The following is a 21,074-nucleotide window of genomic DNA, read 5'->3' on the forward strand; positions in this document are numbered from 1 at the left end:
CCGTATGCCTATCTCAAGGATGTACTGACGCGGCTGCCGACCCAACGGGCCAGTGAGATCGGACAGTTGCTGCCGCATCAGTGGGTGCCGGCCTGACTTACGCAAGGTGAGTTCGCCGGACGCTTACAGTTAAGCGTTACTGGGGCTGCTTTGCAGCCCTTCGCGGGCACGCCCGCTCCCACACGTTTGGCGCTGAACTCGAGAAATGCGCGACCCCTGTGGGAGCGGGCGTGCCCGCGAAGGGTCGCAAAGCGGCCCCAAATTACTCAACTGACTGGCATTGGCCAGAAGGCCGGTTTAGAGAGCTTCCAACGCACTCAGCGGAATGCAGTGGAGCTGGATGTGGTGCGGAGACAGGAATCGAACCTGCGACCTTCGCGTTACGAGTGCGCTGCTCTACCGACTGAGCTACACCGGCGTGTAGCGCAACGTACCACTGCTCGCACCTGTTACGCAAACCCCTGTTTCCACTACTTTATTGCCCTGCCCTCAGGCCCCCTTGCAGCCCTTCGGCGCCAGGTCTTCTTCGATGTCGGTGGTGCACGCCCAGCCCGTTGCCGAACGGGTCAACGTCAGGGCCTTGCCCAGCACGGTGGCCGGTGCGTCCACCAGGGTGCACACCAGGCTGCCGCTGCTATCGGCCGCCTTGCCGTTGGCGGTAATCGCGCAATGGGCCGTTGCCGGCTGGCCGCCCAGTTCGGCTACGCCGGCTACATCCTTGCCGTCGTTCAGGCGCAGGTCCATCGCCGTTTTCAGGGCGCTGATTTCCAGCAAGCCGGCCGCGGCCTTGGAGCGGGCCTGGTGGTTGGTGTACATCGGTAAGGCGATGGTCGCCAGAATGCCGATGATCGCCACAACGATCATCAGTTCGATCAGGGTGATACCGCGTTGCCCTTTCATGAACAGTTTCCTTTTTGATACGCGTACTCGTTAGGGTCAATCTCGCCCCAAGCGACAGCGGCGCAGTAGGCCTGAACAGTCACCTTTTGTCACCCCTGCCTGCTTGGGCTTCATCATCGCTGAACTACTCTAGTGAGCATCATGGACGCGCGCCCTGGCATAGGCGCGGCAAGCTGTTTCCAGGCTTGTCGCACGGGCAACAAAAGGACCTTCGCATGACCACTACCCCCCCCCTCTACAGCTGGCACGGCACCGACGCCAATGGCGCGCCGGTCAGTGGCCAAACGCCTGGGCCCAGCCCGGCCCATGTACGTGCCGGGTTGATTCGCCAAGGCATCAACGTGGCCAGTTTGCGGCCGGCCAGCGGGCTTGGCCTCAAGCTGCCAAAGCGGCGGGAAAAGGCCGACCCGGCAGGTTTCAGCCGGCAGTTGGCGACCTTGCTCAAGGCCGGGGTGCCGCTGTTGCAGGCGTTCGAGGTGATGGGGCGCAGTGGCTGTGGTGCTGTCCTGGCTGCGCTGCTGGTTAGATTGAAACAGGATGTAGCTGCGGGCCTGGGGCTGGCGAATGCATTGCAACGCCACCCGGGCTGGTTCGATGCGCTGTACTGCAACCTGGTACGGGTGGGCGAACAGTCGGGCACGCTGGACCGGCAGCTGGAGCAGCTGGCAGGCATGCTGGAACAGCGGCGGGCGCTGCAGAAGAAGGTGCGCAAGGCGATGGTCTACCCGTTGCTGCTGTTGCTGACCGGGCTGGGTGTGTCGGCGGTGTTGTTGCTGGAGGTAATACCCAGGTTCGAGGACATGTTCGCAGGCATGGGCGCGCAATTGCCGGCATTTACCCAGTGGGTGATCGACTTGTCCACAGGGTTCGGCCGGTTTGCGCCGATGTTGCTGGCGCTGGGCCTGGTGCTAGGTTTTGCCGGGCGCCAGCTGTGCCGCCGGCATGCGCCTGCGCGGTTGTGGCTTGGGCGCCTGGTGTTGGGCTTGCCGGTATTCGGCACGCTGCTGGGGCAGGCGGCGTTGGCGCGCTTTGCGCGTAGCCTGGCAACCGCTTATGCGGCCGGGGTGCCCTTGCTGGATGCCCTGGGTACGGTGGCGCGGGTAACCGGGGGCCAGTTGCACGAACAGGCGGTGCTGCGCTTGCGCCAGGGTATGGCCAATGGGCAGGGGCTGAACCAGGCGATGGCGGGTGAGCCGCTGTTTCCACCCTTGCTGGTGCAACTGACGGCCATCGGTGAAGCCAGCGGCACGCTGGACACGATGCTGGACAAAGCCGCCAGCCATTATGAGGAACAGGTCAGCCAGGCGCTGGACCAGTTGACCAGCTTGCTGGAGCCGGCCATCGTGCTGGTCCTGGGCTTGCTGGTGGGTGGCCTGGTAGTGGCGATGTACCTGCCGATCTTCCAGTTGGGTAGCTTGATCTGAACATGACTTTATGGACCTTGCTGGCTGAACAGCCGGCGTACTTCTACACCCTGGCGAGCGTGCTCGGCCTGCTGGTAGGCAGCTTTCTGAATGTGCTGGTGTACCGCCTGCCGATCATGCTGGAGCGCCAATGGCAGCGTGAAGCGCAGCAGGTTCTGGGGCTGCCGACTACGCAGCACCCGCGCTTCGACCTGTGCCTGCCCGCTTCGCGCTGCCCGCAGTGCGCACACCCGATTCGCCCGTGGCAAAACATTCCAGTGCTCAGCTACATGGCCTTGCGTGGGCGCTGCTCTGCCTGCAAGGCCCGCATCAGCCCGCGTTACCCACTGGTGGAAGTGGCCAGTGCGCTGCTGTCGCTGCTGGTGGCCTGGCGTTTTGGTGCGTCAGCCGAGGCATTGCTGGCATTGCCGTTGACCTGGTGCCTGCTGGCCCTGAGCCTGATCGATGCCGATCACCAGCTGTTGCCGGACGTACTGGTGCTGCCGATGCTGTGGCTGGGGCTGATCGTCAACGCCTTTGCCGTGTATGTGCCGCTGGGCAGTGCGGTGTGGGGGGCGGTGGCGGGTTACCTCTGCCTGTGGTCGGTGTACTGGCTGTTCAAGCTGGTCACCGGCAAGGAAGGCATGGGTTATGGCGACTTCAAGCTGATGGCGCTGATCGGCGCCTGGGGTGGCTGGCAGGTGCTGCCGTTGACGCTGCTGTTGTCGTCGGTGGTCGGGGCGCTGGTTGGCCTGTGCTTGTTGCATTTGCACCGGCACGCACTAGGCGCGGCGATGCCGTTTGGCCCATATCTGGCCATTGCGGGGTGGATTGCCGTGCTCTGGGGTGATGAAATATACGCCTCTTACCTGCAACTGCTGGGATACTGATGACCACTGCGGCGTTTACCCCCTGGATTCTCGGCCTGACTGGCGGCATTGGCAGCGGCAAAAGCGCCGCCGCCGAGCGCTTCGTCGAGCTTGGCGTGCACCTGGTCGACGCCGACCAGGCTGCGCGCTGGGTGGTCGAGCCCGGCCGCCCGGCCCTGGCCAGCATTGTCGAGCGCTTTGGCGCGGGGGTGCTGCAGGCCGATGGCCAGCTCGACCGTGCCGCGCTGCGCCAGCTGATTTTCGCCGACCCCGCGCAGCGCAAATGGTTGGAGCAACTGCTGCACCCGCTGATCGGGCAAGAGATTTTCAGCTACCTGGCCAAGGCAGAGTCGCCGTATGCGATCTACGTGTCGCCGCTGCTGATCGAGTCGGGGCAGCACCACAAGACCCAGCGCGTGCTGGTGATCGATGCGCCGCAGGCGTTGCAAGTGGCGCGTACCCTGGCCCGGGACAACACCAGTACCGAGCAGGTGCAGGCGATCCTGAAGGCCCAATTGGCCCGCGAGGAACGCTTGCGCCATGCCGACGATGTGGTGGTCAATGACGGTGACCTTGCCGCGCTGCATGAGCAGATTGACCGCCTGCACCACTTTTACCTGACTTTGAAAGGAGGCCAGCCATGAGCCAGCCATTGACCGTCGATTGCCCGACCTGTGGCGCACCTGTGGAATGGACCGAGAAAAGCGCGTTCCGGCCGTTCTGCTCAGACCGCTGCAAGCTGATCGACCTGGGTGCCTGGGCTGCGGAGGAACACAAGATTCCTGGGGCGCAGGAGTCCGAGGACGAGCTGTATTCAGGCGACCTGGAGTCGCGGCATTGAACTGATCCACCTGCCGGCCAGGCGATGATGCACCGGCCTAGCCTGCGGGCTCAGTGCTCATCGTCCTTCCACGGCGCCTGCAAATACCGCGTGCGGTTGAAGGTTTCCAGCCAGTCCGGGCAAAACACCACCAGCGCACTGATCACCATGCCGTTGATGAACGCTTCGGGGAACATCATCAGCCACAGGTAACCGACAAAGTCGCCAAGCCACTCTGGCAGCGCAAAGCGCCCGTCCAGCCACAATAGCCCTAGCGCCACCGGCACGCAGACCAGCACCGTGAGTGCGGCAGGGAAAAACCCTGAGCAGAAGATGTAAACGAACAGGTTTCGCGGTTGTGCCCGCTCCACCACAAGGGCGCACACCTCGGTGATCAGCACCGGCAAACCCACCAGCAACAGACCATTGACCCCCAACGCCGCCAGGTCCTGGCGCCCCAGCACCAGCAGGCCAAGCTGGGCCATGAAACCGCCCAGCACGGCCAGTGGCCAGTCCAGCAACAGGGTAACCGCCGTCATGCCGATGAAGTGGTACGCCACGCCGGTATCGAAATCGCGCCTTACCAGCCACAACGCGAACAGGCAGAACACCGTGCCAAACAGCAGGTGCTGGCGGCGCCGGTCGGCAAGCAGTTCCACCCAGCGAACCTGGCTGGCGGCCCAGGCCAGCAGCGGCACGTAACCCAGCCAGCCAAGGCTCAGGGTGGTGCCAGACAACACCTGTGCGCTGATCACTGAATAATGCCCCTTGCCGGCTTGTGGATAAGGGCAGTGTACACGCAAACTTCCCGGCCCCTCTGCAGCGGACGGCCTGCGGCCGCATGCGCGCCTCTTGCTGCCATCGATTAACGGCTAAGCTTGTGTGCATGGATGACTCCGACTACCTGCGCCTGCTGACCATTCAGGCCGAACAAGCCAATGCCTTCCTCTCCAACGCCCGCAAGTGGGAGCGGGAGCGGTGGGTGTGCCAGCGCCTGTTGCAGGGGCTGAACATTCCCTACCGCAGCGAAGACTTCACCCCGGCCGGGCAAGAGCCGCCCGACGTGCTGTTCCGCGACGCCGCCTTCGAGGTGTTTTTCGTGCTCGACGAGGGCCGCCGCCTGAATGATGAATGGCGCGAAGAGCTGCAGCGCCGGCGCAGTGCATTTTCCCTGGCGCAACTGGTGCGCCGCGAAGCCCGCCCACGGCGCATCAGTGCCACCGAACTGCTCGGGCGGCTGGCGCCCACCTTGCGCAAGAAGGCGCGCAATTATCGCGAGCGCGGGCTGGAGCTGAACGAGCTGGACATCATTGCGTTTTCCAGCCTAAAGCGCGAGGTGCTGGACCTGAACACCCACTTCCCGCCGCCCACCGAATACCTGCGCCAGGGCTGGCGCTCGCTGTCGCTGGTCGGGCCAACCTTTGCCCGCGTGCTGTTCGCCCACCCCGATGCGCCGGATTTCCTGCGCAGCAACCTGGGGCGCAGCATCGTCTTCGACGTTGGCATCAGTCTTTGATCCCGTGCAGCGAGTGTTTGCGATGGCGTACACTCGGCGCCAGGGATAGAAAGCATTATCATTTGTTTCAAGCGCTTGCACGAACGCTGTAGCGTTTGTGCAGTCTCTTACGTCTACCTGACGAGGCCCTACCATGACCAGCCGCCTGAACCCGGAAGATCAGCGTCGAGTCGATGAGTATCTGCGCGCCCCTCAGCACCAAGTCGAGCGCCGGCCCTTCCGGCCATGGCTGCTCCTTGTGCTGGTGGTGGCCGTGACCATCGGGTTGGGCCTTGTCAGCCGCCTGCTGAGTGGACTGGTGCTATGAGCTGCCTTGCGCTCGCCCTCCCCTCGTGCAGTTTGCGGCCGCCCCCAAAGGGCAAGCATTCCGTAAACCTTATGAGATATCCCCATGACTCATCGCATCGTGATTGTCGGCGGCGGCGCCGGCGGCCTGGAACTGGCGACCCGCCTGGGTAAAAGCCTGGGCAAGCGCAAGCAGGCTGACATCACCCTGGTCGACACCAACCTCACGCACATCTGGAAGCCACTGCTGCACGAAGTGGCCGCCGGCTCGCTGAACTCCTCGGAAGACGAACTGAACTACGTGGCCCAGGCCAAGTGGAACCACTTCAACTTCCAGCTGGGGCGCATGAGCGGCCTGGACCGTGAGGGCAAGCAGATCCAACTGGCCGCCACCCTGGACGAAGAGGGGCGCGAGCTGTTGCCTGCACGTACCCTGGGCTACGACACCCTGGTCATTGCCGTGGGCTCCAATACCAACGACTTCGGCACCCTGGGCGCGGCGCAGCACTGCCTGTTCCTGGACACCCGCAAGCAAGCCGAGCGCTTCCACCAGCAACTGCTCAACCACTACCTGCGTGCCCACGCCGGCGACGTGGCCAGCGAGAAAATCAGCGTAGCCATTGTGGGTGCGGGCGCCACCGGTGTGGAGCTGGCGGCCGAGCTGCACCACGCGGCCCATGAGCTGGCGGCCTATGGCCTGGACCGCATCCAGCCCAAGGACATGCACATCACCATCATCGAGGCCGGCCCGCGCGTTCTGCCGGCGCTACCGGAGCGCATCAGCGTACCGGTGCACAAGACCCTGGAAAAACTCGGGGTCAAGGTCATGACCAATGCCGCTGTCAGCGAAGTCACCGAAGACGGCCTGAAAACCAAGGACGGCGAGGTGATCCAGGCCAGTTTGAAGGTGTGGGCGGCCGGTATCCGTGCGCCCGGTTTCCTCAAGGACATCGATGGCCTGGAAACCAACCGCATCAACCAGCTGGTGGTACGCCCTACCCTGCAAACCACCCGCGACGACAACATTTTCGCCTTTGGCGACTGTGCGGCGTGCCCGCAGCCAGACAGCGACCGCAATGTACCGCCACGGGCGCAAGCGGCGCACCAGCAGGCGTCGATGCTGGCGCAAAGCCTTAAAGCGCGGCTGGAGAACAAGCCGCTGCCCACTTATGCCTACAAGGACTACGGCTCGCTGGTTTCTCTGTCGCGCTTCTCCGCGGTGGGCAACCTGATGGGTAACCTGATGGGCAGCGTGAAGCTGGAAGGCTGGCTGGCGCGGATGTTCTATGTGTCGCTGTACCGCATGCACCAGATGGCGTTGTACGGGTTCTTCCGTACGGCATTGATGATGTTGGGCAGCAAGATTGGCCGGGGTACCGAGCCGCGGTTGAAATTGCACTGAATGGGCGATTTGCAGGTGTAGCCCTTGCTTGGTGCGGTGGCCCCGGGGGCCGGATTTTGGCCGGTATCCCCGGGGCTGCTGTGCAGCCCATCGCGACACAAGGCCGCTCCTACAGCGATCAGTGGTTCCAGTTCGCCTCGCCGTTCTGCAACGCCGTGGCGATGGTCTGCAGGTTGCTGTCCGGCAAGGTATCCGGCAGCAGATCGGTGCCCGAACTCACATACAGTTGCGCGTAGGCGTTGCGTAGTTCTGCGTAGGCAAGGTCGCGCTTCAACTGCGTCTGCAGGTTGTTCAACTCGCCCTGGATCAGCTCCAGCTCGCCGATGTTCTGGGTCTGGAAGCGGTTGCGCAACTGGCCGGCAATCTCGCCATCGAGCGTGGCCAGCTCCTCACTGGTACGGAACTGCCGCACCGACTCCTGGTAGTTGGCGTTGGCCACATACAACTGCGCAAGCACCGCCATCGACATCGCCTGGCGCCGCGCGGCGGCCACGTCCTCACCGGCTTCGGCAACCTTGATGGCTGTGGGGGCCGAAAGCACGTTGAACAGGTTCCAGGTCACTTTCACGCCGTAGTCGGCCCAACTCTGGTTGGTCAGGAACGAGTTGCTGTCGTAGTGCCCGCCAGCGGAAAACTCCAGCCCCGGCAGCATACGCAGCATGGCCTTGCGGGTTTCTGCGGCGCTGATGCGCGCCTGGTAGTCCTGCTCGCGCAGTTCCGGGCGGCTGGCCAGGGCCTGCTCTTCGAGCTTGGCCAGGTCGCCGGTGAACTGTGGCACTGCATAGCCTTGTTCGGGGGCCAGGGTGAAGTCGGTGTTCAGCGGCAGGTTGATCAGTGCGGCCAGCTCGGTCTTGGCCAACGACAAGGCGCGGCGCTGCTCTTCCAGCTGGCGCGTGGCTTCGATCAGCGCGCGCTGGTAGCTCAGGGTCTGCACCGGGTCGCCGATGCGCTGGGTGGCCATGCGCTGGCTGTTGTCGCGGGCCTGCTGGATACGCCCCATCAAGGCGTCGATCTGGCTTAGCAAGCGCTGCGCCGCCACCGCGCGCCAATAGGCCGAACGCACGTCCTGGGTGATGGTGTGAATCACCTTGCGCTTGCGTTCCTGAAGAATCAGGCGCTGGTCTGCCTGCTGCTTGGCGCTGACGTAACTGACGCCGAAGTCCAGTACGTTCCACACCATGGTCAGGTCGGCCACTTCACGGTCACGGTCTTGCGAAGTGGACGGCTCCAGGGACTGGGTGCCGGTGCGGATGCTCTGGCTGCTGGACGCCCCCACGTTGTTGCGCCCGACGTAACCGGCATCCAGCGCCATGCGTGGCAGCATGTCGAACTGGGCGAGGTCGACCTGGCGCTTGGCCAGTGCCTCTTCCATGACTTTCAGCCGCGCTTCGAGGTTGTACTTGACCGCGCGGGCCATGGCCTGGTGCAGGGTCAGGGGGCCGCTCAGGGGCTCCTGCCCCTTGAACATGGTGGCCAGGTCGGTACGCGCACGGGCTTCGCTAGCACTGCGGTCGATAGGCTGACTGGTTACAGCACACCCGCTGATGGCCAGCGCCAGCAAGCTGGCACCGAACAGTTTATGACTTTTATTCATCCTTGGGCCGCCCCCTGGTACGGCATGTTGATCATGTGTTGTGCTGTATTTCATACCTGCCGTCCGATCTGCGCCGGTTGGGCCAAGGCCTGAGCCAGGTCGCGCACCTGGCGCAGTTCGCTTTCGTTGAGTTGCTGCAACTGCTGGCTGAAGCTCGGCGCGCCAAACACCCCGCGCAAGCCTTGCTCGAGTTCGGCCGGGCGCCACTGGGTGCCGTTGAACACATTCAGTGCGCTGACGCCGGGTACATCGTGGTTGAAGATGGCCGCCAGCGTACTACTGCCAAACACGCTGTTGCCGCCATTGCCAAAGCCTGCAAAACCACTCTGCCCGGCACTGCTGTCGCTGCTGCCGAATACCTGGGCGATGAAGCTTGGGGCACTGCCCCCATTGGCGAGGAAGATCGTGCCCAACGGCTGCAAGTCGCCGCCCACACTGCGCACCTCGAACAACGATGCTGGCAGCAACGGGGAAACCCCTGCATTGGCCGGCATGCCAGGCACTTGCGGCTGCAACTGCACAGCTTGCGGTACGTCAACCGGCTGCGGCGGGTTCAGGCGGTATTGCAGGTCACCCACGTCTTGCGCCTGCGTGCTCTGTGCCGGGCTCACCAAGCTGGTCGCCAGGGTATTGCCGGCGCTGTCCTGGATACCACTGCCCAAGGCATTGAGGCTCAAGGCCAAGGCGCCCTGGCCGCGCAAGTTACCCACCACGATGCGGTAGGTGGTGGCATCGATGCGCTGCACGGTCTGCACGTCCCCGCTGGCACTGCTGGTGCCCAGCACGCTGAAATCGCTGGCATCTACGCCCGATACCGCCTCGTCGAAGGTCAGGGTGAAGCTGATGCTCCGATCAGTTGGCAGTACCGGCCCGTCTACCACGATACTGCTGGCTCGCGGTGCGCGGGCATCGACCAGAATGCCTCGGGTATCGTCGACGTTGTTCAGGGTGGCTTGTGCCTGGTTGCCGCGGGCATCGCGAATGCTGCCGCCATTGAGGTCGATGGCAGTGCCGACACTGAGGCTGTTGTTGCCCGCCATGCCGCTGGTGACATTGAGGCGGAACACCAGGCTGTTGCTACCCGACCCGGCCAGGTAGTCGGCGTATGCCACGCGCCCGTCATCCAGGGTGATAGCCAGGCGCGGTGCACCGTCACCTGTGTCCACCAGCACCGCTTCATCGGTGCTGACGATAAAGTCCAGGTACTGGCCAGCGACATAAGTGCCGCTAACCGGCACAGCCACGTCGGTGACAGACGGCGCCACACGATCGACACTGTAGACACTACCGGCCAGGCCACCCCTGACTGGGTTGCCGGATGCATCCTCAATGCCGGTACTGCTGGGGTTCAGGTCCAGGCGCACGTTACCGGCACCGGCCAGGCTGTCGACGGTGACGATGTACGTGCGACCATCCACCTGTTGCACCCCTGCGATGCGGCCGCTCGCGCTGCCGGTAAAGGCCAGGGTGAAGTCGGCACTGTCCACGCCGGACACGCTTTCGTCGAAGGTCACCGTGTAACGCAGCGTGCCAGCGTTGGTAGGCGTCGTGTCGACGCGCACGATGTCGCTGACCTGCGGTGCGGTGGTATCGATGATGATGCCGCTGCCCGTGCCAGGGTTGCCAAGCGCCAGGTTCAGGGCATTGCCAGCCGCGTCACCGAGCGTGGCGCCGTTCAGGTCCATGCTTGCGCCCAAGGCCACCCCGCCGCTGGCGTTGTTGCCGGGCTCAATGGTGTAGGCGAACACCAACTGCGCGCTACCAGAGCCGGAAACGTACTGTGCATAGCGGGTCACCCCGCCCAGCACCAACGCCAGGCGTGGGGTGCCGCTGCTGGTATCGACCAGCACGGGCTCGCTGGTACTGACGGTGAAGGTCAGCACATCGCCGGCCTTGTAGTTGCCATTAGCCGGCAAGCTGACCCGGTCGATCACCGGGACGATCGCGTCTACCTGAACGCCACTGCTATCGGCAATGCCGTTAAGCGCTGGATCAGCGTTATTGCCGAGCGCATCGCGTAGCGTGCCGCCGTTCAGTTCGATGGCACTGCCAAGGGTGATGCCATCGCTGTCCTGCTGGCCGCTGGCGATTGTCAGCCGGAACACCAAGGCCGTGCTACCCGAGCCGGACAGGTATGTGGCGTAGGCGATTTCGCCATTATCGAGGGTAACCTTGATGCGCGGGGTGCCATTGCGGGTATCGACCAGGGTCGCTTCGCCGAGGTTTACGGTGAAGTCCAGGTTCTGCCCCGCTACATAGCTGCCACTGGCCGGCACGCTGACGCTGGTGACCAACGGCGCAGTGCGGTCCACTGAGTAGGTTTCACCGGTCAGTCCCGCACCCACGGCATTGCCTGCTGCATCAGCGATGCCCGTCCCACTGCCGTTCAGGGCCAGCGTGATATCGCCCTCACCCGTGAGGTTGTCGATCACTACGGTGTAGGTCCGGCCGTCGACCTGGGTCACGCTGGCCAGGCTACCTGCCGCAGTCCCACCATAGCTGACGGTGAAGTCGCTGGCGTCCACGCCGCTCACATCTTCGCTAAAGGTAACGGTGTAGTTGATCGAGCTGCCATTGGTGGGCGTGGCATCGGCGCGTACGATGCTGGTCACGCTGGGTATCACGGTATCTACCAGCACGCCTGCACTGCCGACAGCGCCCAGCGACAGGGCCAGGTCATTACCCGCAGGGTCCTTGATGCTGCCGCCGTTGAGATCGATGCTGCCGGCCAATGCGATGCCGTCGGCATCGTTGTCACCGGCTTGCACGGTGTACTCGAACACCAGCGCGCCATTGCCCGCACCAGATACATAGCTGGCATAACGGGTGACACCGCCCACGGTCAGCGCCAGGCGCGGCGTGCCGCCCGTAGTATCGACCACAACACCTTCACTGGCATTGACGGTGAAGCTCAGGACGTCACCCACCTTGTAGCTGCCGTCTTGCGGCAAGCCCACGCTGTTGACCACCGGCATTACAGCGTCCACCTGCACGCCACTGGTGTCGCCGACGTTGTTCAGTACCAGGGTGGTGTCGTTGCCGACCGCATCGCGCAAGGTGCCGCCGTTCAGTTGAATGGCGTTGCCCAGGGTGATGCCGTCGCTATCGACCTGGCCGGTGACCACGCTCAGGCGGAACACCAGCGCAGTGCTGCCGGAACCGGACACGTACGTTGCGTAGGCGACTTCGCCATTATCGAGTGTGACCTCGATACGCGGCGTACCAGCGCTGGTATCGACCAGGGTCGCTTCGCTCAAGTTGACGGTGAAGTCCAGGTTTTGCCCCGCTACATAACTGCCGTTGGCCGGCACGCTGACGCTGGTAACCGACGGTGAAGTGCGGTCCACTGCATAGGTTTCACCGACCAGGCCGGTGTTGATAGCGTTGCCTGCCGCATCAGCGATGCTCGTACCGCTGCTGTTGAGGGCCAAGGTGACACCACCAGTGCCGGTGAGGCCCGCTATGACCACGGTGTAGGTTCGGCCGTCGACCTGGGTCACGCTGGCCAGGCTACCTGCCGCAGTCCCGCCATAGCTGACGGTGAAGTCGCTGGCGTCCACGCCGCTCACATCTTCGCTAAAGGTAACGGTGTAGCTGATCGAGCTGCCATTGGTGGGCGTGGCATCGGCGCGTACGATGCTGGTCACGCTGGGTATCACGGTATCTACCAGCACGCCTGCACTGCCGACAGCGCCCAGCGACAGGGCCAGGTCATTACCCGCAGGGTCCTTGATGCTGCCGCCGTTGAGATCGATGCTGCCGGCCAATGCGATGCCGTCGGCATCGTTGTCACCGGCTTGCACGGTGTACTCGAACACCAGCGCGCCATTGCCCGCACCAGATACATAGCTGGCATAACGGGTGACACCGCCCACGGTCAGCGCCAGGCGCGGCGTGCCGCCCGTAGTATCGACCACAACACCTTCACTGGCATTGACGGTGAAGCTCAGGACGTCACCCACCTTGTAGCTGCCGTCTTGCGGCAAGCCCACGCTGTTGACCACCGGCATTACAGCGTCCACCTGCACGCCACTGGTGTCGCCGACGTTGTTCAGTACCAGGGTGGTGTCGTTGCCGACCGCATCGCGCAAGGTGCCGCCGTTCAGTTGAATGGCGTTGCCCAGGGTGATGCCGTCGCTATCGACCTGGCCGGTGACCACGCTCAGGCGGAATACCAGCGCAGTGCTGCCGGAACCGGACACGTACGTTGCGTAGGCGACTTCACCATTATCGAGTGTGACCTCGATACGCGGCGTACCAGCGCTGGTATCGACCAGGGTCGCTTCGCTCAAGTTGACGGTGAAGTCCAGGTTTTGCCCGGCCACATAACTGCCGTTGGCCGGCACGCTGACGCTGGTAACCGACGGTGAAGTGCGGTCCACTGAGTAGGTTTCACCGGTCAGTCCCGCACCCACGGCATTGCCTGCTGCATCAGCGATGCCCGTCCCACTGCCGTTCAGGGCCAGCGTGATATCGCCCTCACCCGTGAGGTTGTCGATCACTACGGTGTAGGTCCTGCCGTCGACCTGGGTCACGCTGGCGAGGCTACCGCCCGCAGTTCCGTCATAGCTGACGGTGAAGTCGCTGGCGTCCACACCGCTGACATCTTCGCTGAAGGTAACGGTGTAGCTGATCGAGCTGCCATTGGTGGGCGTGGCATCGGCGCGCACGATGCTGGTCACGCCCGGCACCACGCTGTCCACCAATACGCCAGCGGTACTGCCGACTGCGCCCAGCGACAGGGCCAGGTCGTTACCCGCAGGGTCCTTGATGCTGCCGCCGTTGAGATCGATGCTGCCGGCCACTGCGATGCCGTCGGCATCGTTGTCACCAGCTTGCACGGTGTACTCGAACACCAGCGCGCCATTGCCCGCACCAGATACATAGCTGGCATAACGGGTGACACCGCCCACGGTCAGCGCCAGGCGCGGCGTGCCGCCCGTAGTATCGACCACAACACCTTCACTGGCATTGACGGTGAACGTCAGGACGTCACCCGCCTTATAGCTACCGTCTTGCGGCAAGCCCACGCTGTCGACCACCGGCACTACAGCATCCACCTGCACGCCCCTGGTGTCGCCGACGTTGTTCAAGGCCAGATCGGCGTTGTTGCCGATTGCATCGCGCAAGGTGCCGCCGTTCAGTTGAATGGCGTTGCCCAGGGTAATGCCGTCGCTATCGACCTGGCCGGTGACCACGCTCAGGCGGAATACCAGCGCAGTGCTGCCGGAGCCCGACAAGTACGTTGCGTAGGCAACTTCACCATTATCCAGCATCACTTCGATACGCGGCGTGCCACCCGCGGTGTCGACCACCGTGGCCTCGCCCAGGTTGACGGTGAAGTCCAGATTCTGGCCGGCCACGTAGCTGCCATCGGCAGGCACATCGACACTGATCACCGCAGGTGCCACGCGGTCGACCGTGTAGGCTTCCCCGACAAACCCGCCCGAGATGGCATTCCCAGCCCCATCGACAATCCCGGTGCCGGCTGCATTCATGCCCAACCCAAGGGTGCCAGCACCCGTCACACCGCTGACCGTCACGATGTAGCTGGCGTTGTTCAGGTTGTAGATGTCGGTGATGGTGCCATTGGCGCTGCCGGTCAGTACCAGCGCGAAGTCAGCCAGGTCTACCCCGGAAACCTCTTCACTGAATGTGACGGCAAACTGCACCACTTCGCCACCTGTTGGCGAGGGCGTGCTGCGCAGCATGGCGACTACAGCCGGCGCCTGGGTATCGATCCACACGCCCGCCGTACTGCCGACGTTATTCAACGCCAGTTGCATGGCATTGCCAGCCGCATCGGTGATGCTGCCGCCGGCAGAGTCCAGGCTGGTGATGCTGATGCCGTTGGCGTCGGTATCACCAGCCTGCACCGTGTACTGGAACACCAGGCTGGAACTACCGTTGCCCGCTACCAGCGTGGCGTACTGGGCAACCCCACCCACCTCCAGGGCCAAGCGCGGTGAACCGCCGACGAACACCACTTCGCTGGTGTTGACGGTAAAGCTCAGGACATCGCCGGCCTTGTAGCTGCCGCTTGCCGGCACCAGCACACTGGCCACGCCCGGCACCACGCCATCTACCAGTACGCCGCTGCTGTTGCCAGCGGTAAAGGCCGTATCGCTGGCATTACCAGCCAGGTCGGTCAAGCTGCCGCCATTGAGCTCGATGCCGCCAGCCACGGTAATGCCGTTGGCATCCAGCTGGCCGGCGGCGACCACCAGGGCAAACTCCAGGGCGCTGGTGCCGCTGCCAGCCAGGTAATCGGCGTATGCAATACCGCCCGTATCCAGGGTCACTTGAATGCGTGGGGTGCCGCCAGCAGTGTTCACGACCACCGCCTCGCTGAAGTTGACCGTGAACCTCAGGGCATCCCCCAGACGATAGGTGGCATCTGCTGGCAGCACCACGTTGGTGATACTCGGGGCCACACCGTCGACGATGATGGCCTGCTGACCAGCCAGCGAATCGGCGCCACCGACGGCCGGCAGGGTCAGTATCGCCACATGACCGCTGGTGCCCTGCAGGGTCGAGCCGTTCAGCGCCAGCGCGGCAGTGCTGGCGTAGTCGAGGTCGGCGCTGACGTCCCCGGCTTGTACGGTGTAGCGGAACACCAGCTGGTTGCTGCCCGAGCCACCGATATACGCCGCCTGGCGATCGATGGCACCGGTTTCCAGCAGCAGGGTCGGGCTTCCGCCGCTCTGGTCGACCACCACTGCGCTGTCGAAGTTGACCAGGATGTCGATCTGGTCGCCAACTTTGTATGTGCCGTCGCCAAACCCCGCCGCCACGCTCGTGACCGCCGGGTTGGCTGGCGCAATGGTGATCGACAGCGTGTCTACGTCGCTCTTGATACCGCCACTGCCGCTGTATCCCTGGTCGTTGCTTTCGAAAGTGATGGAGCCGACGCCGTTGAAGCCGGGCTGCGGCGTGAACGTCAGGCCGTTCAACGCGGTATTGATGGCCGCCAGCGTACCGCTGAACGTCATTGCACTGTCGCTGGCGCCGTCGCCGAGGCTGAAGGTCAGCCCTGCGAGCGAACCAAGGGTCATCAGCCCGTTGCTGGCCGTCAGGGCCAGCTGCATGACGTTGCCGCCGATATCCACGTCGGTAATGCTGATCAGGTTGCCATTGGCGTTGTTGAACACCAGCGCGCCGTCCTGCTGCACGGTCTGGGCGACGGGGAGGTTGTTGACTGGCGCATCGTTGACCGCCGCAATCACCAGCGCGATGTTGGCGTTGACCTGCAGTGCACCACCACTTCCGGTGTTGCCGTTATCGTTGATCGAGATCGACATGGTCTTGACCCCGGTCGCGTTCGGCGCGCCCAGGAAGGTCAGTCGACCGTTGCTGACCAGGGTATTGATGTCGGCGACGGTACCTTCCAGTGTGATGGCGTTGCTGCCATTGGCGCTGACGGTGACCCCGCTGCTGCTGGTAGCCGTGAAGGTGCCATTGCCGCTGGCCACGCTGAACACCACCCGGACGCTGCCGGTGCCGGCGTCGACATCGCCAAAGGTGACACCGGCCAGGGATTTGGGCACGTCCTCGGTGACATTGATGCTAACCGGACCACTGATGGTCGGCGAGTCGTTCACCGGTGCCACGTCGAGGGTCAGGCTGCGCGTGTCGGTGCCGACGCTGGCGGTGTCCACGCTCAGGCCAAGGGTAACGCTGGTGTTGGCGTTCAACGCCGTTGTGTACTTGAGGCTGCCGGCTGCAATGAAGTTGTTGATTGCCGCCAGGCTACCGCTCAGCGTCAATGCCGACCCGCTGCCGGCAACGGTAACACCGCTACCGCTGGTGGCGCTGAGCGCGCCGGAGGCCACGGTCAAGGTCAGCGTGCCACTGCTGGAGTCGACATCATTCAGGATGATGCCGGTGATCGGCGACGCACTGTCCTCGGTTACCGTGACATTGCTGGGTGCGCTGATCAGCGGTGCGTCGTTGACTGCGGTGAGGGTGATGCTGCGGGTCACCACGTTGGAGTCCAGGCCGCCGTCGTTAACCGTGATCAATGCCGTGCGGGTACTGAGGGTTGGGGTGTCGGAGCTGTTGCTGTAGGTGACCGAACGCAATGCTTCCTGGAACTGCGCCTGGGTTGCGGCCCCAGCGGAGGTCAGGGTAAGCACGCCTGTCATGGCATCGAAACTGCCGGTGATGTCGCCCATGGTGGCCGGGTTGGCGGTGAAACCCAGGGTATCCTCACCGAGGATGTAGTTGCCACCCAGGCTCACGGTCGCCGAGCTGATGCCCGGGCCATCCGGGTCAGTGATGACGATACCGCTGTCGATCGCTACCGGGGTAGACGTAACATTGTTGCCCTCGGTCCAGTTCACAGTGCCGCCGCTGCCAGTAAGCACAGGTGCGTCGTTTACCGCCGTTACCAGCACACTGGCGGTATCGGTGGCGCTGGAGAACGCACCGCTGCCGCCAAGGCTGCTGATGTTCGTGTGCAAGCCCTGCAGGCCCTGGGCTTCGGTCTGGTCCCAGGCGCGGTAAGCGATGGTGGCGGTCTCGCCATGCACACCATCGGGCACGAAACGCACACGATCGACCGGGCGCAGCAGCAGTGCGGCGGTGTCGGATGCGCTGCCGATATCGTTCCAGCTGGCACCGGCGTTGGTGCTGTACTGCCACCTGCCGTAGGTGCTGGTCATGCCCGTGACGGCGATACCCTGGAGCGCGCCATTGTCCACATCGGTGACACCACCGAGCAGCGAGCTGACCGGGTCGCCGGTATTGCTGGTGGCGGTGTCGGTCAGACCGGTCAGGGTCGGGTTGACCGAGGTCAGTACTGGTGCATCGTTGACCGATGTGACCACCAAGGTGGCCTGGGCGGTGCCTGTGGAAAATGCGCTGGCGCCGCCATTGCTCGTGGTGTCGGCGGTGCTGCGCATGCCGTTCGCCGACGCCCCACCAATGGTGTTGTCCCAGGCGCGGTAGGTGAAATCGACGTTCTCGCCGTTGGCGCCGTCGGGGATGTAACGCACCTGGCTGCTGGCGCTCAGCAGCAAGGCACTGCTGGCCGAAACACTGCCGAAATCGGTCCAGGCCATGCCGTCAGTGGAGTACTGCCAAGTGCCACGGCCGGTGGTGGCAGTGATGGCGATGCCAAACGCCGCGCCGCCCGTGTCCACGTCATTGGAGGCCGCGCTGGCGAGGATACTGGCAACGCCCACGGCGGTGCTCGAGGTGTCTTCGGTGGACGGGGCGATCACGTAAGGGCCACCGCTGAGGGTGGGGGCGTCGTTGACCGCTTGCACGGTGATCACACTGGCGATATTCGGCGTGGAGGTGTTATTGCCACCGTTAGTGGCCCCACCGCTGTCGCGCACCTGGGTCAACGTCACTACCCGCGCAGCACCACTCGGGGCGCTGCTCTCATTATGGTAGGCAATGCTGTTGATGATGCTCTGCGCGGTGGCGGTGGAGTAATTGTTGCCGAGGATGTCGAGGGTGACTGTACCTGTACCTGAAACCAGCACAATCAGGCCGTTGTTGCTGGTGAATGCGGTGCCACTGACCAGGGCCACGGCCGTACCGTCGATGATCAGCTTCTCGGATGCCCCGTCGGCCACACCGGCCACAGTCACCTGCAGGCCTATGATGCTCTGCCCAGGCTCGACGGTGTCTATCGCGATACCACTGAACACGGTGACGGCAGCGCCATGTTCGACAAATGTCGGGTTGCTGCCGGCGCCAGTGACGACAGGCGCATCGTCGACCGCCAGCACGTTGACGGTAACCGACGCGGCTGTGCTGGTAGTGCCGGTCTCGTCGGTGACGGTGACGCTGACAGTGCGCGCGCCACTGCTCGGGTCAGTGGTGTTGCTGTTGTTGTACACCAGGCTCTGCAGCAACGCCGATACGGCGGCGGGGCTGGCATTGGCGTTGAGGGCAACGACCAGCGGGTTGCCGCTGGTGCCGCCGGTGAAGGTCCCGATGATCACGCCGCTGTACAGCACGCTGTTGGCTGATGTCGAGATCTGCCCGGCAGCCGTGCCAGTACTGAAGATCGACAGCACATCCTGGTTGTCTATACCACCCGAGGTGAGCGCCACGCGCACGTTGCCGCCGCCGAACTGGGCGGAGTCGGCATCGGTGACCACGGCGTTGCCGCTCTGGTCGAGCAGCACCCCGGAGCTTTTTTCCACATAGGTGACGGTATCGCCATTGAGGTTGGCGATTACCGGCGCGGCGCTGGTGGCGGTGACGAAGTTGAGCGTGGTGTTCCTGCTGATGCCCAGGTACACCTTGCCATCGGCATTGACGAACGTCTTCGGGTCGATACGCACGGCGTAAGCGGTACCCTGGGCCAGATCGGAAGGGTCGATGATCCAGGTGTTGCCGCTGCCGATGATGCTGGCAGAGGTTACATCGATGGTCTGGACGATGGTGTTGTCCGAGGTGCGCACGATGTAGATGTTGCCGCTGCCCTTGGTGACACTCTCGTTGAACGTCAAGGTGATGTTGGCGCCAGGTGAAACGTTCAGCGCGTCGTCTGCCGGGCTGGCGCTGATCAGCCTGGGCGCGGAGCCGCTCTGGAAGTAGACGCTGGCAGAGACCCCTGCTGCAGAACCGATCAGGTCGCTATCGCCGTCGCCGTCGAAGTCGCCGGTACGGAAGTTGGTGAAGCCGAAGTCGACCATGGTCAAGCCGGCGAACGGCGAAGCAGAGCGGGCAACCGTGCTGAAGGTGCCATCGCCATTGTTGGTGGCGTAGTTCCAATCGGTGCCGTTCGCGCCAACCTGCCAGAACAGGTCGGCATCACCGTCCCCGTCAAAATCGCCCCAGATGGTACGCCCGCCGAACGTCGCCGCAGGCGCGTTGGTCGCCACCTGCGTGAATACGCCGCCAGTGTTGCGGTACAGAATGGGGCTTGAGTTGTTCGCCACATAGAGGATGTCTAGGTCACCATCCCCTTCGAAATCCACCACCCGATAATTGAAAGTGCTGTAGGGCGACAGGCTGAAGGAGGCAAAGGGCGAGGCGGCCTGAACCATGTCGGTGAAAGTGCCGTTGCCGTTGTTCTGGGCATATCGCCAAGGGTTGGCGGAGTCTACGGTACCAGGCTGATAGAGGATGTCGGCCGCGCCATCGCCGTTGAAATCGCCCACCACCAGGCGCACGCCGAATTGCGTGCCATTGAAGCCGCTGGCGGTTTCGCGGATGAACATCCCGTTGTTGTTGCGATACAAATAGGCCGGGCCGGTCGTGTTGCTGACACCCAGCACATCGAGGTCGCCATCGTTGTCGAAGTCGGCGGTGTAATAGTTGGTACCGTTGGTGGCGGCATCGAGCAGCACGACGCCAGCAAAAGGCGACTGCGCCTGGTCGACCACGGTGAAGCTACCGTCGGTGTTGCCGGCCGCGAACTTCCATGCACTGCCGGCACTGCCAACCTGGTACAGGATGTCATCACGGCCGTCGCCGTTGAAGTCGCCGATGACCATCTTCGGCAGGTTGCCCGACGCCAGCACCGGTGCAGTGGGGTTGGCACCACCGGTGAAGCTGGCAGCCAACAAGCCTTGATAGCCGCCCAGCTGCGCCCCGAGCGCGGTGCTTTCAATCAGCCCGCTGGTACGCTCGAGGCTCCAGTTGCCACCCAAGTCCACGGCACCCGTATCGTCGGCCGAGGCCGCCACATCGGCACCGGTAATGGCCGACAGCTCATCGATGAAGGCCTGGCCCTTGGCCGTTTCACCGACATTGCAACCGTACAGCAGCAGATCACCGTCGGCCTTCAATGCCGAGCCAATGCTCTGCAGTGCCGCCCGATGCTCGGCCAGGTTGTTGCTTGCCAGCCATACGTTGCCCATCTGCACGCTGCCATCGGCACCGTGAGACAGCAGATGAATGGCATCCAGCCCTTCGCGGCCATTGAGGTAGTCGGCCATCTGTTGCAGGCCATCCTTGGCCGGGTCGAGGATGACCACTTCGGCGTTACCCGCCAGCCCTTGCAGCAAGCCTGCGACATCGGCCACCTGGCCGTCGACGAACACGACCTCGTTGCGTTGGTTACCCTGTTCACTGGGCGGCGTGGCAGCCTGCTGGTCATTGGCTACCGTGCTGTCCTTGGCCGGCGTGGTTGCCGCCTCGGTGGTCGCCGCAGCATCCTGGGCAACCACCCCCACAGAGGCATCGAACATGATCCGCGGCTCCAGGGCCATCAGCAATGGCGGCTGCGCGCCGCCTCCAACCACTGGCTTCGATGCCCGTTTGCGCGAGAAACGTTCGATGAATTTCATGCAGCACCTCCTGGTGACGCTGGGTTGCCTG

General features: G+C 63.6%; 12 protein-coding genes and 1 tRNA gene. 8 read left to right on the forward strand and 5 right to left on the reverse strand.

Annotated elements, in window-relative coordinates; translation table 11 throughout:
• Window positions 1-96: transposase domain-containing protein (locus DMX12_RS21965; RefSeq protein WP_143485438.1), on the forward strand; the 96-nt coding region annotated here is incomplete at its 5' end.
• 247 nt (window positions 97-343) lie between these two features.
• On the opposite strand, the gene DMX12_RS21970 is transcribed toward DMX12_RS21965, so the two are convergent.
• Together DMX12_RS21970 and DMX12_RS21975 are read right to left on the reverse strand one after the other, a co-directional pair.
• Window positions 344-418: transfer RNA gene (locus tag DMX12_RS21970), tRNA-Thr, on the reverse strand.
• Window positions 419-489: 71 nt separating this feature from the next.
• Complete coding sequence (locus DMX12_RS21975; protein ID WP_029884908.1) at window positions 490-900, reverse strand: pilin; 411 nt, start codon at window positions 898-900, stop codon at window positions 490-492.
• Between the two features lie 215 nt (window positions 901-1,115).
• Between DMX12_RS21975 and DMX12_RS21980 the strand changes: the two genes are divergently transcribed.
• From DMX12_RS21980 to yacG, 4 genes are read left to right on the forward strand one after another with little or no spacing between them, the layout of a single operon-like run.
• Window positions 1,116-2,324, forward strand: coding sequence for a type II secretion system F family protein (locus DMX12_RS21980; protein WP_110679434.1), 1,209 nt, complete (start codon window positions 1,116-1,118; stop codon window positions 2,322-2,324).
• Window positions 2,325-2,326: 2 nt separating this feature from the next.
• Window positions 2,327-3,193, forward strand: a complete 867-nt coding sequence (locus DMX12_RS21985) for an A24 family peptidase (protein WP_110679435.1) — start codon at window positions 2,327-2,329, stop codon at window positions 3,191-3,193.
• Complete coding sequence (gene coaE / locus DMX12_RS21990) at window positions 3,193-3,816, forward strand: dephospho-CoA kinase (protein ID WP_110679436.1); 624 nt, start codon at window positions 3,193-3,195, stop codon at window positions 3,814-3,816. The genes DMX12_RS21985 and coaE overlap by 1 nt, the downstream gene beginning before the upstream one ends.
• Entirely contained in the window at window positions 3,813-4,013 is a 201-nt protein-coding gene (gene yacG / locus DMX12_RS21995) for a DNA gyrase inhibitor YacG (protein ID WP_009683001.1), read from the forward strand. Before coaE ends, yacG begins: the two co-directional genes overlap by 4 nt.
• Window positions 4,014-4,063: 50 nt before the next feature.
• On the opposite strand, the gene DMX12_RS22000 is transcribed toward yacG, so the two are convergent.
• Window positions 4,064-4,747, reverse strand: a complete 684-nt coding sequence (locus DMX12_RS22000) for an energy-coupling factor ABC transporter permease (protein ID WP_054903879.1) — start codon at window positions 4,745-4,747, stop codon at window positions 4,064-4,066.
• Between the two features lie 131 nt (window positions 4,748-4,878).
• On the opposite strand from DMX12_RS22000, the gene DMX12_RS22005 reads away from it, so the two are divergent.
• The 3 genes from DMX12_RS22005 (at window position 4,879) to DMX12_RS22015 (ending at window position 7,195) form a co-directional block, all read left to right on the forward strand.
• Window positions 4,879-5,508, forward strand: coding sequence for a DUF1780 domain-containing protein (locus tag DMX12_RS22005; protein WP_009683003.1), 630 nt, complete (start codon window positions 4,879-4,881; stop codon window positions 5,506-5,508).
• Window positions 5,509-5,641: 133 nt separating this feature from the next.
• The gene (locus tag DMX12_RS22010) at window positions 5,642-5,815 is read left to right on the forward strand and encodes a DUF3094 family protein (RefSeq protein ID WP_033744188.1); all 174 of its coding nucleotides are present in this window, start codon (window positions 5,642-5,644) and stop codon (window positions 5,813-5,815) included.
• Between the two features lie 84 nt (window positions 5,816-5,899).
• Window positions 5,900-7,195 carry an NAD(P)/FAD-dependent oxidoreductase gene (locus tag DMX12_RS22015; RefSeq protein WP_110679437.1) on the forward strand — a complete coding sequence of 432 codons (1,296 nt, stop codon included), beginning with the start codon at window positions 5,900-5,902 and terminating at the stop codon, window positions 7,193-7,195.
• Between the two features lie 118 nt (window positions 7,196-7,313).
• Here the strand turns inward: DMX12_RS22015 and DMX12_RS22020 are convergent, their stop codons facing one another.
• Window positions 7,314-8,789, reverse strand: a complete 1,476-nt coding sequence (locus DMX12_RS22020) for a TolC family protein (RefSeq protein WP_054913683.1) — start codon at window positions 8,787-8,789, stop codon at window positions 7,314-7,316.
• 50 nt (window positions 8,790-8,839) lie between these two features.
• Window positions 8,840-21,043 (reverse strand): DUF4347 domain-containing protein, encoded by a 12,204-nt coding sequence (locus tag DMX12_RS22025; RefSeq protein ID WP_110679438.1) that lies wholly within the window; start codon window positions 21,041-21,043, stop codon window positions 8,840-8,842.
• Between the last annotated feature and the right edge of the window lie 31 nt (window positions 21,044-21,074).

Origin of the sequence: Pseudomonas sp. MB-090624, from assembly GCF_003205245.1 — a bacterium.
Taxonomy (GTDB): domain Bacteria; phylum Pseudomonadota; class Gammaproteobacteria; order Pseudomonadales; family Pseudomonadaceae; genus Aquipseudomonas; species Aquipseudomonas juntendi.